This is a genomic window from Streptomyces sp. NPDC088554, from assembly GCF_044752945.1.
In the GTDB taxonomy this organism is placed as follows: Bacteria; Actinomycetota; Actinomycetes; order Streptomycetales; family Streptomycetaceae; genus Streptomyces.
The window spans coordinates 20,358-34,307 of sequence record NZ_JBIVMF010000033.1 but is presented as its reverse complement, the minus strand read 5'-3'; the positions used below and the strand labels follow the sequence as shown (position 1 = coordinate 34,307).

Genomic DNA, 13,950 nt, shown 5'->3' with positions numbered 1-13,950 from the left:
GGCGGCCGTACATGATGATCGTAGGAAGTATCTTTCCCCGGGTGGTGTGGTAAATGGATGGTATGTACGAGGCGGTTGTCAACGGCGCCCCTCCGGAAGAACTGGCAAGACTGAGTCCCCCCAGTGATTATCTGGCCGCTTATCTGCGGGCCGAGGACACGGAAATGTTCAAGGGGGTCGAGGACAAGGACGTCCGGAAATCCCTGCATGTCGGTCGGGTGCCCATGCCCGAACTCGCGCCGGACGAAGTGCTGGTCGCCGTCATGGCGAGTTCGATCAACTACAACACCGTGTGGTCGGCGATGTTCGAGCCGCTGCCCACCTTCGCCTTTCTGCGCCGTTACGGCCGGCAGGGCGGTTACGCGGCCCGACACGACCAGCCGTATCACGTGATCGGTTCCGACGGCTGCGGCGTGGTGGTGGGGGCGGGGAGCGGTGTCCGGCACTGGCGGCCCGGTGACCATGTGGTGATCAGCCCGGCGTACGTCGACGACCAGGAACCCGCGACGCACGGCGACGGCATGATGGGCTCCCACCAGCTCGCCTGGGGCTTCGAGACCAACTTCGGCGGCCTGGCCCACTACGCCGTCGTACGAGCCAGCCAGCTGCTGCCCAAGCCGGCCCACCTCACCTGGGAGGAGGCCGCGTCCAACACGCTGTGCGCCGGTACGGCGTACCGCATGCTCATCAGCGAGAACGGCGCCCGGATCAAGATGGGCGACGTCGTGCTGATCTGGGGGGCGACCGGCGGACTCGGCGGATACGCCGTGCAGTTGGTACGCAAGGCGGGCGGTATCCCGGTCGGCGTGGTCAGCTCCGAGGCGAAGGCCGAGGTGCTGCGCCGGCTCGGCTGCGAGGTGGTCATCGACCGCAACGAGATCGGGATGGGCGGCGGCGAGCCCGCCTCTCCCGAGGAGACGATCGAGATCGGCAAGCGGCTGGGCCGCCTCATCCGCAAGGAGGTCGGCGAGGACCCGCATGTCGTGTTCGACTACATCGGCCGCGCCACGTTCGGTGTGTCGGTCTTCGTGGTCCGCCGCGGCGGCACAGTGGTCACCTGTGGTTCCAGCACCGGATATCAGCACCAGTTCGACAACCGGTACCTCTGGATGAACCTCAAGCGGATCGTCGGCAGTCACATAGCAAATCTCCAGGAGAAGGCCGAGTGCAACCGGCTCTTCCAGCTCGGCTATCTGGCCCCCATGCTCTCGACCGTGTATTCCCTGAAGGACGTCGGGGAAGCGGCCCGGCTGGTGCAGAACAACGAGCACATAGGGAAGGTCGGGGTCCTGTGCATGGCCCCCGAGAAGGGCCTCGGCGTGACCGATCGCGAACTGCGGGAGAAAATCGGTGAGGATCAGCTGAAACTGATCTGAGGTTCCGGGCGTTTTTTGCGGGTCCATTCATGGGAGGTGCTTGGCAGTGGTGACGGAAATACCGATTGGAATACTGGAAACCGGCGGGTATGTGCCGGAAACGGAAATATCGAGCGAGGAGGTGGCGAAAAGGGTCGCCGTCACCGACTCCTGGCTCACGGACGAGTGGATCACCCGGAAGACCCGGATCCTCTCCCGTCGGTACGCGGCGCCGGACGAGGCCACGTCGGACCTGGCCGCCAGGGCGGCCGAGGACGCGCTGAAGCGGTCCGGGATCACCGCCGGGGAGCTGGACTACCTGATCGTGTCGACGTCGACGGGCGACTCCCCGCAGCCGCCGACCGCGCACCTCGTACAGAACGAGATCCAGGCGTTCCGCGCGGCCTGCTTCGACATCAACGTCGTATGCAGCGGCTTCGTCTACGCGCTGGCCCTGGCCCAGAGCCTGGTGGCCCGGCGGCCGGGCAGCCATGCCCTGGTCGTCGCCGCGGAGGTCTACTCGCGGTTCGTCGACTTCACCGACCGCCGGACAGCCGTGCTGATGGGCGACGGAGCGGGCGCTGCCGTTGTGGGACCGGTGCCCGAGGGCCGCGGCTTCCTGGGGTTCGAACTCGTCGGGCGGGGCGACGCGCACGGACTGATCCGCGTCGAGGCGGGCGGCAGCCGTATCCCGGCGTCCGCCGAAACCGTCGCGAACGGCGGCCACTTCCTCAAGATGGAGGGCCGCGACGTACGGAACTTCGTGAACGAGAACCTCCCGCCGACCCTGCGCACACTGACCGGGGCACACGGGCTGACCGTGGCCGACGTGCAGCACTTCGTACCGCACCAGCCCAACGGTGTCATGCTGGACGAACTGGTCGAGCACGCCGGGCTGGAGAAGGCGCACAGCCACCGCACCGTGGAGCAGTACGGCAACATCGGCAGCGCCTCGGTCGCGATCACCCTCCACGACGCCAACCGGCGCGGCCATCTGAAGGACGGGGACCTGGTCCTGCTGGCCGGTTTCGGCGGCGGCATGTCCATCGGCGCCGGACTGCTGCGCTGGGGGGCGACGCGATGACCCCGTACAGCCATGAGCACATCACCCGGGTCGGTGTGGTGGGCGGCGGCACGATGGGCGCCGGCGTCGCGGAGGTGTGCGCGAGGGCCGGGCTCGACGTACGGGTCGCCGTCTCCAGCGCCGTCTCCGCCACCCGTGCCCAGGAGCGGCTGACCGCGTCGCTCGCCCGCGCGCTCCGTAAGGAACGGATCACGGAGGCCCTGCGGGAACAGGTTCTGGAACGCGTGGAGTTCACCACCGACCGTACGGAACTGGCGGACCGTCAGCTGGTCGTCGAGTGCATCGTGGAGGACGAACCGACGAAGATGTCCCTGTTCGCCGAACTGGACAAGATCGTCGAGGACCCGGAGGCGATCCTCGCCTCGAACACCTCTTCCCTGCCCATCATGAAACTGGCCCGCGCGACCAACCGGGTCGGCCATGTCATCGGCATGCACTTCTTCAACCCGGCACCGGACCTGCCGCTCGTCGAACTGGTGGGCTCCCTCCTGACGGAGGACCGCACCATGGCACGGGCGCAGACGTTCACCGTGGACGTCCTGGGCAAGGAGATCATCAACTCCCAGGACCGCACCGGCTTCGTGGTGAACTCCCTCCTGATCCCCTACGTCCTGAGCGCCATCCGCATGCTCGAATCCGGCTTCGCCTCCGCCGAGGACATCGACCGCGGCATGGTCGCGGGCTGCGCCCATCCGCTGGGCCCACTGCGGCTGGCGGACCTGATCGGCCTCGACGTCGTCGCGTCCGTCTCCGTCGCGCTGTACGAGGAGTTCAAGGAGCAGTCGTTCGCACCGCCGCCGATCCTGCGACGGATGGTGGAGGGCGGCCTGCTGGGCCGGAAGTCCGGGCGGGGCTTCTACGCCTATCAGTGAACGAGTGTGAGCCCGGGGTGGCGTAGAGGTGAGGTGGAACCGCTGTGCGGGGCACGGAAGCGTGCCCCGCACAGCGGTTTGGTGGAGTGTCAGGCGGTCAGTTCGACGCGGACGGTACGGGCGGCGGTGACCGGGTTCTCCAGCGAGGCGCGGGTCTCGGGCCGGCCGCGGTCTTCAGAGCGCAGTCGGGGTTGACCCACGGGCGTTCGGCGGGAATGGCCTCCAGCCCCTCGCGGAGCAGTGCGGCGGCTTCCTGCGCGTCGGGTACGCGGGGGAAAGGCCGCTTCTCCGTTCGTCGCTTCCCATAATGCCGGCGCCCGGTCAGGCTGGGCTCATGAACATGAGCTCAGAGCACGCAACACAGCAACCGGTCGCCGTGGTGACCGGGGTGGCGCAGGGCATCGGCCGCGAAGTCGCCGAGGTGCTGGCGGGGCAGGGGTACGCGTTGGTCCTGGCCGATCTCAAGGAACCGGTGGAGACCCTCTCCGCGGTGCGCGACGCGGGGGCCGAGGCGGTGGCGGTGGTCGGCGACATCGCCTCGGAAGACTATGTCGCGCACCTCGCCGAGCAGGTACGACAGGGTTTCGGCCGGGTCGATGTGCTCGTCAACAACGCGGGCGTCTCCCTGCTCACCCCGGCCGAGGACACCACCGCCGAACAGTGGCGCCGGGTCCTGGAGGTCAACCTCACCGGCCCGTTCCTGACGTCGCGGGCGCTGGGGCGGCAGATGCTCACCGCGGGCAGCGGCTCGATCGTCAACATCGCCTCGATCGCGGGACTGCACGGCGTCGCCGACCGGGCCGCGTACAACGCGAGCAAACACGGACTGATCGGGCTGACCCGCACCCTCGCCGCGGAATGGGGCGGACGCGGGGTGCGGGTCAACGCCGTATGCCCGGGATGGGTGAAGACCGAGATGGACGCCGCGGACCAGGCGTCCGGCGGCTACTCCGACTCCGACATCGTCGAACGGGTACCCATGGCACGCTTCGCCGCCCCGGGCGACATCGCCCAGGCCGTCGCTTTCCTGGCCGACCCCGCTCGTAGCGGCTTCATCAACGGCGTCGCGCTGCCGGTCGACGGGGGCTGGACCGCCGATGCGAGCTGGACCTCGCTGCGCCTGCGCAAACGCTGACGGCCAATCGGGGATAAGGGCCCCGGCCCGGACGTACAGCGCCGTGCGGGTGTCGGCACCCGTCGCGACGAGGGCGGCGGGTGCATCATGTTGCGCATGAACGAAGAGCCCACAAGCGGTGGAACATCTCTCATGGGTGTGAAGTACCGTGAACTCACGCAAACCGGGGTGCACACCGTCATGGGAACGGTGGTCAACCCGGCCGGGATCACCCTGGCCAAGAGCGTTCCGGTGGCGCGGCTGGACACCTTCCACCGAGCGGGTCTGGGAGCCGCTGCCGTCTGGCACGCCTTCTGCGCGGACTCCGGTATCGCGTTCTCCCCATCGATCACGGCCGTCGGGGATCTGCGGATCCGTCTGGACGCCGAGGTGGTACGCAACCTGGGGGGAGGCGTGGCCTGGGGACCGGCGGACTTCTTCGACCAGTCGGGTGAGCCGGATCCGCGCTGCCCCCGCGGTCTGTTGCGGAGCGTGGGACAGCGGCTTGCCGATGCCGGACTTGCCGCACGGATCGGACACGAACTCGAGTTCGTCCTGGTGGCGCCGGACGGCTCGGCCCTGACCGACACCTCATGGATCCCCTACGGGGTGACGGGGCTGCTCGACCGTGAGGCGTTCCTCGCCGACCTGCACGCCGCCGCCCACGCGGCCGGCCTTGCCATCGAGCAGGTGCACGCCGAGTACGGGCGCAACCAGTTCGAGTTCTCCCTGCCGCCGCTGGAACCGGTCGCCGCGGCCGACGCCGTGGTCCTCGCCAAGATCCTGGTGGGCCGGGTGGCCCGTCGGCACGGTCTGCGGGCGTCCTTCTCCCCGGTGCCCTTCCCCGGCGCGCTCGGCAACGGTGCCCACCAGCACTTCTCGCTCACCCGCGCCGGCGCGCCCCTGTTCAGCGGCGGCCGGGGCCCGCACGGCATGACCGGCGAAGGCGGCGCGGCCATCGCCGGAGTCGTGCGCGGACTCCCCGACATTCAGGGGTTCCTCACCGGCTCGGTGCTCTCGGGCGAGCGCCTGGTCCCCGGACAGTGGTCGGGCGCCCACGCCTGCTGGGGCATGGAGAACAGGGAAGCCGCTGTCCGCTTCCTGGCCGCCGGCCCCGCCAACCCGCACGGCGCGAACTTCGAAGTGAAGATCATCGACCCCTCCGCCAACGTCTACATCGCCTCGGCCGCCGTGCTCGCCCTGGCCCTGGACGGCATCACCACCCACGCGGAGCTGCCCGCCGAAGTCACCGACGACCCGGCCACCCTGACGGAGCGGCAGTGGGCCGCACTGCGCCTCACGGTACTGTCGTCCCAGGTCGGCACCGTCCTCGACGTACTGGACAAGTCGGCGCGCGCCCGGCAGTTGGTGGGCGACGCGATCGTGGACACGACGGTCGTGGCCCGTCGGCACGAACAGACACACCACGCCGAAAAGAGCCCCGAGGAGCGCGCGGAGCTGTTTCGCCTGGCGTGGAGCATCTGAGGCGTGCGTGACGTCGCTCCGCCGGACGCGGAAGGCGGACTCTAGCCGACGGTGCCCCCCTTGGTGACGGTCGGACGGATCCGGCGGACCTGGGGGATCGTGGTGACCATGTGGGCGGTGGCCCGGTCGCTGAGGCAGGTGAGCCGGTGGAGGACGTCGCCCGGGAAGTGGACGAAGTCCCCGCCCGCGAGGTCCACGGGTTCGGTGACCGGGCCGGTGCGGAGCTTACCGGTGATCACGTAGAGGTGGTGCAGGGTGCCCGGCGCGTGCGGGCCGATGGGCTCCGGCTCCACGGCGGTGCGCTCCAGGCGCAGGACCAGGGTGCGCACGTAGCCGGAGCCGTACGTCTCGTCGAGGAGGCGTTCGGACCAGTCATGGGTGTCGGTCCACTCGCCCTGGTCGTGCCGCTGGACGTAGACCGGTGTGCCCCACTCGGTCAGCAGGCGTCTCGTGGGCATGTCGAGGGCGGCGCCGAGCAGGGAGAGGGTCTCCACAGTGGGGTTGCCCGATCCCTGCTCGATTTTCGACAGTGTCTGTTTCGACAGGCCGGACCGGCGGGCGAGTTCACCCAGCGACATGGCCCTCTCCAGACGGAAGCGCCGGACATTGCGGGCCACGAGATCGTTTTCACGGGTCAGGGCGTCACTTTTAATGTGCATGGCGTCATTATTGACGAACGCCTGGCCGACTCGCATCCTGTGTCACATAGAAGTTTCCGAACCGTGTACTGAAATTGACGCGGACTCCTCGAGCCCTGAGGTGAGCCACCATGACCTCCCCCGTTATCAGCGCGTCCCGTGACGACCGGGCCGCCGTCGACAAAGCCATCAGTCTCCTCGTCGCCTTCGGGGACCGGGCCAGCAGCGGGGTGGGAGTGAGCGAGCTCGCCCGGCGGGCGCAGCTGAGCAAGACGACCGCCCATCGGGTGCTCGGCATGCTGGAGCGCAACGGTGTCGTGGAGCGGGTCGGTACCGACTACCGGCTCGGTGAGCGCTTGCACGATCTGGGCCGCACCGTGTACGCCCCGGGCTACGAGGGCATCCGGGACCGGCTCCTGCCCTTCCTGACCGATCTCTACGAACTCACGCGGCAGACGGTCCATTTGTCCGTGCTGCACGGTACCGACGTGGTCTACCTGGCCAAGCTCTACGGTCACCGCCCGGCTCCCGTCCCCTCCCGCATCGGCGGGCGACTGCCCGCCCACGCGACGGCCGTGGGGAAGGTCCTGCTCGCGTACGACTCCGATGCCGCGCTCCGGGTGACGTCCGCGCCCCTGAGCCGTTTCACCGAGCACACGATCACCGACCCCGACGAGCTGACCGCCGAACTGGAGCGGATCCGCCGGGCGGGCATCGGGTACGACAACCAGGAGAGGCAGCTCGGCCTCAACTGCGTCGCCGTGCCCGTTCTGGGACACGGCGGCCGGGCGGTCGCGGCGGTGTCGGTCGCCGGCCGGTGCGGTGAGACCGACATCCGTCGGCTGAGCGCCGACGTACGCCGTATCGCGGCGGCCGCCTCGCAGGCGTGGGTCGTGGGAGGGGCGCGTTCGCGCTCCGGTCAGCTGGCGGGCTGGGGCCTGTCCGACAAATAGCGCCGTCCGCCCGTAGAGGGCGGACGGCGCTCCTTTCGCAATGCGCCCCAGCGGCTGGGCCGGGGCTGTGCGTGCTCCGTGTTCCGGCTCGGAGCACGCCTGCCGTCAGGCGCGGTCCGAGCCCACCAGGTCCAGGGCGATGTCGACGATCATGTCTTCCTGGCCGCCGACGAGTCCGCGTCGGCCGACTTCGAGCAGGAGGGTGCGTACGTCGATGCCGTACTGCCGCGAGGCGGCCTCGGCGTGTCGCAGGAAGCTGGAGTAGACGCCCGCGAAACCGAGTGTGAGGGTCTCGCGGTCGACCTGGACGGGACGGTCCTGCAAGGGGCGTACGAGGTCGTCGGCCGCGTCCTGGAGGGCGAAGAGGTCGCAGCCGTGCTTCCAGCCGTTGAGCGTGGCCACGGCGACGAAGGGTTCGATCGGGCAGTTTCCGGCCCCCGCGCCGTGACCGGCCAGCGAGGCGTCCACCCGGGTGACGCCCTCTTCGACGGCGACGACGGAGTTCGCCACCGCGAGGGAGAGGTTCTGGTGGGCGTGGATGCCGATCTGGGTCTCCGGCAGCAGTACGTCCCGGTAGGCGCGGACGCGTTCGCGGACGTCGTCCATGGTGAGCCGGCCACCGGAGTCCGTGACATAGACGCAGTGGGCGCCGTACGACTCCATCAGCGCTGCCTGCTCGGCGAGGGTCCGGGCGTCCGCCATATGGCTGAGCATCAGGAAACCCGAGACGTCCATGCCGAGTTCACGGGCGGTGGCGATGTGCTGGGCGGAGACATCGGCCTCGGTGCAGTGGGTGGCGATGCGGACCGAGCGGACACCGAGGGAGTAGGCGTGCTTCAGCTCCGCGATGGTGCCGATACCGGGGAGCAACAGGGTGGTGAGGGTGGCTCGTTCGAGGACGGACGCGGCCGCCTCGATCCACTCCCAGTCCGTGTTGCTGCCCGGCCCGTAAGTGACCGAGCCGCCGGCCAGACCGTCGCCGTGGGCGACCTCGATGGCGTCGACACCGGCGGCGTCGAGGGCGGTGACGATCCTGGCCACGTCGGCGGGTGCGATGCGGTGCCGGACGGCGTGCATGCCGTCGCGCAGGGTCACGTCCTGCACGTACAGGTTCGTGGTCACGCGGAAGCTCCCTGTCGTCCGTGGCGAGCCATGTGCTCGGCGGTGCGCAGGGCGGCCGAGGTCATGATGTCGAGGTTGCCCGCGTAGGCGGGCAGGTAGTGGGCGGCGCCCTCCACTTCGAGGAACACCGAGACACGGGTCGTCACCGGGGGAGCGTCGGCGGGCAGCAGCGTATGGACGGGCTCGTCCGGCGGGATGGGCGTGAACTGCACCTCCTGCTTCAGCCGGTAGCCCGGGACGTACGCGGCGACCTCGGCCGCCATGGCCGCGACGGACGCGCGGATCGCGTCGTGCTCGGCGTCGCCGATCAGGCAGAACACGGTGTCACGCATGATCAGCGGCGGTTCGGCGGGGTTGAGGACGATGATCGCCTTGCCACGCCGCGCACCGCCGACGGCCTCGATGGCCGCCGCCGTGGTCTCCGTGAACTCGTCGATGTTCGCGCGGGTGCCGGGGCCGGCCGACTTCGAGGCGATCGAGGCGACGATCTCGGCATAGGCGACCGGAGTCACCCGGGACACGGCGTGGACCATCGGAATGGTGGCCTGGCCGCCGCAGGTGACCATGTTGACGTTGCCGGCGCCCAGATTGTCGTCGAGGTTGACCGGGGGGACGACGAACGGGCCGATCGCCGCCGGGGTGAGGTCGATCAGTGTCTTGCCGTAGGGCTCGAGCACGGCCGCGTTGGCGACGTGGGCCTTGGCCGAGGTGGCGTCGAAGACGATCTCGATGTCGTCGAATCCGTCCAGCGCGACCAGGCCGTCCACGCCCTCGTGGGTCGTGGCCACCTTGAGGCGCCGGGCTCGGGCCAGGCCGTCGGAGTCCGGGTCGATACCGACCATGGCCGCCATCTCCAGGGTCTCCGAGAGCCTGAGGATCTTGATCATCAGGTCGGTTCCGATGTTGCCGGAACCGATGACGGCCACCTTGGTCTTCTTCGTGCCGGTCATGACGGGTCCTTGTCCGTGAACGTGGCGGTCACCGTACCGAGTGCGGAGATCTCGACGCGTACGGTGACACCGGGGGAGACGGCCACCATGGGGCCGAGCGCCCCGGAGAGTACGACCTGGCCCGCTCGCAGTGGGTCGCCGTACTCGCGTGCGGTACGGGCCAGCCACAGCAGCGCGTTGAGCGGGTCGCCGAGGCAGGCGGCGCCGTCGCCCTCGGACACGAGGACATCGTCGGCGTACATCCGCATGGTGGTTTCGCGCGGTTCGAAGGCGTCGAGCGGCAGCCGGTCGGTGCCCAGGACGTACAGGCCACTGGAAGCGTTGTCGGCGACGGTGTCGGTGATGGAGATGTCCCAGTCGGCGATGCGGCTGTCCACGATCTCCAGGGCGGGTATCGCGTACTCCACCGCCGCCCGGACGGTGGCTGTGTCGAGGTCGTCCGTGTCGAGGTCGGCGCCGAGGACAAAGGCGATCTCCGCCTCCGCCTTCGGCTGGAGCAGCCGTGCGGAAGGCACCCGCCCGGCGAGCGAGGACACATCCATGTCCTGGAAGAGGACGCCGAAGTCCGGCTGGTCCACGCCGAGTTGGCGCTGCACCGCAGGCGAGGTCAGCCCGATCTTCCGGCCCGTCACGACCGCGCCCGCAGCCACCCGGTGCGCGGTCAGCCGACGCTGCACCTCGTACGCGCCGCGGAGGTCCTCGCGGCCCAGAAGGTCACGGACGGGGGCGCACGGCTGTCGCCGGGCCTCGGCCGTCTCCAGCCGGTCCACCGCCTTGACGACGGCTTCTTCCTGCTCGGGTGTGGTCATCGGGTTGTCTCCTGTTCCGCTGTCGCCACCGCGAAGCCGGCGATCCATTCGGGGATGGGCGTGTAGAAGCGGGAGGTCATCCGGTACGGGCCCGACGCCGCGAGGGAGGCGAACGCCGCGATCCAGGTGCGTACCTCATGGGCGGAGCCGCCGCCCTCGGCGCCCATCCACTCCACGCTCCAGGCGTCCACCTCCGGCAGACGGCCGCTCTCCAGTGTGTCCAGCACCTGGTTGTCCCAGGCAGGGTTGATGGGGATCATTCCGGTCGACCCCGCCGCGTAGTCGCGGCCCGCCTGGACCACCCGCTCCTCGCCCCTGGCCCGCTGCTCGGGCGTGGGCGGACGCCCCTCGATGAGGGCGTCGGCGACGCGCGGCGGGGCACCGTCCAGGGTGGGGACGGGCGGGTCGTGGGACAGCCCCCCGGAACCGAGGAACAGCACCCGCCGGTCGAGCTCGGCCGCGGCCTCGCCGATCGCGGTCCCCAGCGCCCGGACACGGCTGACCGGCCCGAGGGGGGTGGCGACGCCGTTGACGAAGACGGGCACGACAGGAACCTTGTCGATCCCGTCGAACAGCACCTCCAGCGGTTGTACGAAACCGTGGTCGACGGTCATCCGGGCCGACACGGTCAGGTCGACGCCACGCTCCAGCACACCTCGCGCGAGGGCCTGGGCCGCCTTGGTGTCGACCGAGAGCGGGCCGGCCGCCGAGCCGAAGTCGCCGATGGCGTGTGCCTCGGTGGCCAGGCAGAAGGGCGGCATCTCCTTGTAGAAGAAGCCGTTGTAGTGGTCGGGGGCGTAGAGGACGACGAGTTCCGGATCGAAGGCGCGGATGAAGTCGCGCGCGCCGTCGACGGCGCGCGCGACGGCCGCGAGGACATCGGGGGCGGGGTCGTTCTTGCCGATGAGGGGGGAGTGCGACAGACCGACTGCGGCGGTGGCCATGGTGGTGCTCCTCACTGGTCCGAAGGGGAGGGGTGGACGACGAGTTTTCCGGTGAGCTGTCCGTCGATCATGAGCTGGAAGCCCTTGTGGATCTCGGCCAGCGGCAGTGTGCGGTCGATCACCGGACGTACCCCGGTGGCGTCCATCAGCTTGAGCAGGGAGACCAGTTCGCCGCGGGTGCAGCCGGTGGAGCCGATGACACGCTGCTGCAGGTAGAAGACGCGGCCGAGGTCGGCGGGCGGGTTCGTGCCGCTGGTGGCGCCGGCGATCACCACGGTGCCGCCGGGGCGCAGCGACTTCAGCGAGTGGGCCCAGGTCGCCTCGCCGACGGTCTCTATCACCACGTCCACGCGCTCGGGCAGCCGCTCGCCGGTCGGCACGGCCAGCCGCGCCCCCCAGGCGAGGGCGTCGGCCCGCTTCTCCTCGCTGCGGCTGGTGGCGTACACGACCGCCCCCGCGGCCACGGCCAGGTTGATGGCGGCCGAGGCCACTCCACCGCCCGCGCCCTGGACCAGCACCCGGTCCCCGGCCCTGATCCCGGCCTGGGTGAAGAGCATCCGGTACGCGGTGCCCCAGGCGACGGGCAGACAGGCGGCCTCGTCGAAGGAGAGCCATGATGGCTTGGGGATCAGGTTGCGGGTGGGCACGGACAGGTACTCGGCGAAGGCGCCGTTGTGCTGCTCCGACAGCAGAGCCCGTTTCGGGTCGAGTGTCTCGTCGCCCAGTCCGGCGTCGGCGTCGGCGATGACCGGGTGTACGAGGACCTCGTTGCCGTCCTCGTCCCAGCCGGCGGCGTCACAGCCCAGGACGATGGGCAGCCGGTCGGCCGGGTGGCCGACACCGCGCAACGTCCACAGGTCGTGCATGTTCAAAGAGGAGGAGGCGACCCGGACGACCGACCATCCGGGCCGTGGTTCGGGCGGGGGAACGTCGCCCAGGACCAGTCCGGACAGCGGTTCGGTCGCACTTTGGGAGACGGCGGTGGCGGCAAGCATGTGGCCACGCTCTCCTGGCGAACACACCGCACGACAGCGCGTGTTCCGTCGTACGGAACGACGGATGGAACCCCGCTGACCTGCTGCTGTTTCCTGAGGACATGACCTCGACGATCGAACCTCGGAGCGCGGCCACCACGGCCCCGCGCGGGGCCCTGCGGCGCCCGGCAGACCTGGCACGGAACATCGACGTCTCCGGGCTCGTCGACACCGAGGGCGGGCTGCTGGATCGCGTCATCTTCACCGACCAGGAGCTGTACCGGCAAGAGCTGCGGCGCGTCTTCGCGCCGAGCTGGCTGTTCCTCGCACACACCGACCAGTTCCACAAGCCCGGTGACTTCTTCACCACGTACATGGGCGAGGACCCGGTCATCGTCACCCTCGACCGGGAACGCCGGATCCGCGTCTACCTCAACTCCTGCCGGCACCGAGGCGCTCGCGTCTGCCGCGCCGACTTCGGTACCACCCGCAACTTCACCTGCACGTACCATGGTTGGTCCTACCACCTGGACGGGTCGCTGGTGAGTGTGCCGAACAAGGACGGCTACCCCGATTCCTTCGAGTCGGGGAAGTGGGGCCTGGTGGAGGTGCCGCATGTGGAGACGTACCGCGGGCTGGTCTTCGGCACCTGGAACCCCGACCCGGTCTCGCTGCGCGAGTCGCTCGGTGACATGGCCTGGTACATGGACGCGATGCTCGACCACGACGACGAAGGAACCGTCGTCGTCGGCGGTGTCCACAAGTGGGTCCTGGAGGGCAACTGGAAGCTGGCGGCCGAGCAGTTCGCCACCGACTGGTACCACGTGAACATGAGTCACGCCTCGGCGCTCATGGTGCTCTCGCCGTCCGGCAAGAAGCCCAAGGACGAGGTCGTGCACCGCACGGGCCGCCAGTACCTGGACGCGAACGGCAACGGCGCGGGCTTCCCCGTCCACCCCAAGAACCGCTTCGACGCCCGGACCGTGCACCAGTGGATGGACTACGACGCCCTGCGGGCCCGGCTCGGTGACGCCCGGGTGGAGGGTCCGCTGACGAACGGGCATGCCACCGTCTTCCCGAACTTCTCCTACCTGCCGGTCAACGGCTCCATCCGGGTCTGGCACCCCAAGGGCCCGGACGCGATGGAGGTATGGGCCTGGACCATCGTCGACAAGTCCATGCCCGAAGAGGTCCGGGAAGCGCAACGCCTGTATAATCTGCGGACGTTCGGACCCAGCGGTATCTTCGAGCAGGACGACGGCGAGAACTGGAGCGAGGTCCAGGCGATCTCGCACGGCTTCATCACCAACGGCGTCCCCCTCAACTACCAGATGGGGATGGGCACCGAACGTGAGGACGGCCGCCATCCCGGCACCACCAGCGAGCTCTACAGCGACGCCGCGGGCAGGGCGTTCTACGCACGCTGGCGCGAGCTGATGGACACCCCTGCCTGGCACGAGGCTCGCCAGGAGGAGTCCCCATGACGGAGTCAGGCCGCCCGCGCGGCCGGCGGGGCGGGTACGCCGATCGTGGCGAAGCCCTCCGGCGGCGGGCCGTACCGGCAATGACATAGGAATCGCGGGCGCGACCAGCGGCCGCACACAGCGCGCACATCTCCATCAGCCAGGGCGCCCCGAAGAGCCGGGCGGC

13 protein-coding genes and 1 pseudogene are annotated in these 13,950 nt (G+C 69.6%); 7 read left to right on the top strand and 7 right to left on the bottom strand.

What is annotated here, in order from left to right; all coding sequences use genetic code 11:
• Nucleotides 1–53: 53 nt before the first annotated feature.
• From ccrA to ACIP8W_RS28370, 3 genes are read left to right on the top strand one after another with little or no spacing between them, the layout of a single operon-like run.
• Nucleotides 54–1,376, top strand: coding sequence for a crotonyl-CoA carboxylase/reductase (gene ccrA / locus ACIP8W_RS28380; RefSeq protein ID WP_401957567.1), 1,323 nt, complete (start codon nt 54–56; stop codon nt 1,374–1,376).
• Between the two features lie 49 nt (nt 1,377–1,425).
• Nucleotides 1,426–2,439 (top strand): 3-oxoacyl-ACP synthase III family protein, encoded by a 1,014-nt coding sequence (locus tag ACIP8W_RS28375; RefSeq protein ID WP_401957569.1) that lies wholly within the window; start codon nt 1,426–1,428, stop codon nt 2,437–2,439.
• Nucleotides 2,436–3,311 (top strand): 3-hydroxybutyryl-CoA dehydrogenase, encoded by an 876-nt coding sequence (locus tag ACIP8W_RS28370; RefSeq protein ID WP_402153576.1) that lies wholly within the window; start codon nt 2,436–2,438, stop codon nt 3,309–3,311. Before ACIP8W_RS28375 ends, ACIP8W_RS28370 begins: the two co-directional genes overlap by 4 nt.
• Before the next feature lie 89 nt (nt 3,312–3,400).
• On the opposite strand, the pseudogene ACIP8W_RS28365 reads toward ACIP8W_RS28370, so the two are convergent.
• Nucleotides 3,401–3,585 (bottom strand): annotated as a pseudogene (locus ACIP8W_RS28365) (hypothetical protein); the annotation flags it as partial.
• Nucleotides 3,586–3,651: 66 nt separating this feature from the next.
• On the opposite strand from ACIP8W_RS28365, the gene ACIP8W_RS28360 reads away from it, so the two are divergent.
• Entirely contained in the window at nt 3,652–4,446 is a 795-nt protein-coding gene (locus ACIP8W_RS28360; protein ID WP_401957572.1) for an SDR family NAD(P)-dependent oxidoreductase, read from the top strand.
• Between the two features lie 132 nt (nt 4,447–4,578).
• Nucleotides 4,579–5,910, top strand: coding sequence for a hypothetical protein (locus ACIP8W_RS28355; RefSeq protein WP_401957575.1), 1,332 nt, complete (start codon nt 4,579–4,581; stop codon nt 5,908–5,910).
• A 41-nt stretch (nt 5,911–5,951) separates the two neighbouring features.
• Here ACIP8W_RS28355 and ACIP8W_RS28350 read toward each other — a convergent pair whose 3' ends face one another.
• Nucleotides 5,952–6,569, bottom strand: a complete 618-nt coding sequence (locus ACIP8W_RS28350; protein ID WP_401957578.1) for a helix-turn-helix domain-containing protein — start codon at nt 6,567–6,569, stop codon at nt 5,952–5,954.
• Between the two features lie 110 nt (nt 6,570–6,679).
• On the opposite strand from ACIP8W_RS28350, the gene ACIP8W_RS28345 reads away from it, so the two are divergent.
• Nucleotides 6,680–7,501, top strand: a complete 822-nt coding sequence (locus ACIP8W_RS28345; protein WP_401957579.1) for an IclR family transcriptional regulator — start codon at nt 6,680–6,682, stop codon at nt 7,499–7,501.
• Between the two features lie 105 nt (nt 7,502–7,606).
• Here the strand turns inward: ACIP8W_RS28345 and dmpG are convergent, their stop codons facing one another.
• From dmpG to ACIP8W_RS28320, 5 genes are read right to left on the bottom strand one after another with little or no spacing between them, the layout of a single operon-like run.
• A complete protein-coding gene (gene dmpG / locus ACIP8W_RS28340; RefSeq protein WP_401957580.1) occupies nt 7,607–8,623 on the bottom strand; it encodes a 4-hydroxy-2-oxovalerate aldolase in 1,017 nt (338 codons plus the stop codon).
• Nucleotides 8,620–9,573, bottom strand: a complete 954-nt coding sequence (locus ACIP8W_RS28335) for an acetaldehyde dehydrogenase (acetylating) (protein WP_401957581.1) — start codon at nt 9,571–9,573, stop codon at nt 8,620–8,622. The genes dmpG and ACIP8W_RS28335 overlap by 4 nt, the downstream gene beginning before the upstream one ends.
• Complete coding sequence (locus ACIP8W_RS28330) at nt 9,570–10,382, bottom strand: 2-keto-4-pentenoate hydratase (RefSeq protein ID WP_401957583.1); 813 nt, start codon at nt 10,380–10,382, stop codon at nt 9,570–9,572. The genes ACIP8W_RS28335 and ACIP8W_RS28330 overlap by 4 nt, the downstream gene beginning before the upstream one ends.
• The gene (locus tag ACIP8W_RS28325; RefSeq protein WP_401957584.1) at nt 10,379–11,326 is read right to left on the bottom strand and encodes a 3-carboxyethylcatechol 2,3-dioxygenase; all 948 of its coding nucleotides are present in this window, start codon (nt 11,324–11,326) and stop codon (nt 10,379–10,381) included. The genes ACIP8W_RS28330 and ACIP8W_RS28325 overlap by 4 nt, the downstream gene beginning before the upstream one ends.
• Before the next feature lie 11 nt (nt 11,327–11,337).
• Entirely contained in the window at nt 11,338–12,321 is a 984-nt protein-coding gene (locus ACIP8W_RS28320) for a zinc-binding dehydrogenase (RefSeq protein ID WP_401957585.1), read from the bottom strand.
• 101 nt (nt 12,322–12,422) lie between these two features.
• Between ACIP8W_RS28320 and ACIP8W_RS28315 the strand changes: the two genes are divergently transcribed.
• On the top strand, nt 12,423–13,784 hold the full coding sequence (locus ACIP8W_RS28315; protein ID WP_401957586.1) for an aromatic ring-hydroxylating dioxygenase subunit alpha: 1,362 nt from the start codon (nt 12,423–12,425) through the stop codon (nt 13,782–13,784).
• The last annotated feature ends 166 nt before the right edge of the window (nt 13,785–13,950 follow it).

Bases quoted from the DNA above. Each gene is read 5' to 3' on its own strand.
- ACIP8W_RS28315 (WP_401957586.1), top strand. From the start codon at position 12,423: ATGACCTCGACGATCGAACCTCGGAGCGCGGCCACCACGGCCCCGCGC.
- ACIP8W_RS28325 (WP_401957584.1), bottom strand. From the start codon at position 11,326: ATGGCCACCGCCGCAGTCGGTCTGTCGCACTCCCCCCTCATCGGCAAG.
- ccrA (WP_401957567.1), top strand. From the start codon at position 54: ATGGATGGTATGTACGAGGCGGTTGTCAACGGCGCCCCTCCGGAAGAA.
- ACIP8W_RS28350 (WP_401957578.1), bottom strand. From the start codon at position 6,569: ATGCACATTAAAAGTGACGCCCTGACCCGTGAAAACGATCTCGTGGCC.
- ACIP8W_RS28320 (WP_401957585.1), bottom strand. From the start codon at position 12,321: ATGCTTGCCGCCACCGCCGTCTCCCAAAGTGCGACCGAACCGCTGTCC.
- ACIP8W_RS28370 (WP_402153576.1), top strand. From the start codon at position 2,436: ATGACCCCGTACAGCCATGAGCACATCACCCGGGTCGGTGTGGTGGGC.
- ACIP8W_RS28355 (WP_401957575.1), top strand. From the start codon at position 4,579: ATGGGTGTGAAGTACCGTGAACTCACGCAAACCGGGGTGCACACCGTC.
- ACIP8W_RS28345 (WP_401957579.1), top strand. From the start codon at position 6,680: ATGACCTCCCCCGTTATCAGCGCGTCCCGTGACGACCGGGCCGCCGTC.
- ACIP8W_RS28330 (WP_401957583.1), bottom strand. From the start codon at position 10,382: ATGACCACACCCGAGCAGGAAGAAGCCGTCGTCAAGGCGGTGGACCGG.
- ACIP8W_RS28335 (WP_401957581.1), bottom strand. From the start codon at position 9,573: ATGACCGGCACGAAGAAGACCAAGGTGGCCGTCATCGGTTCCGGCAAC.
- ACIP8W_RS28360 (WP_401957572.1), top strand. From the start codon at position 3,652: ATGAGCTCAGAGCACGCAACACAGCAACCGGTCGCCGTGGTGACCGGG.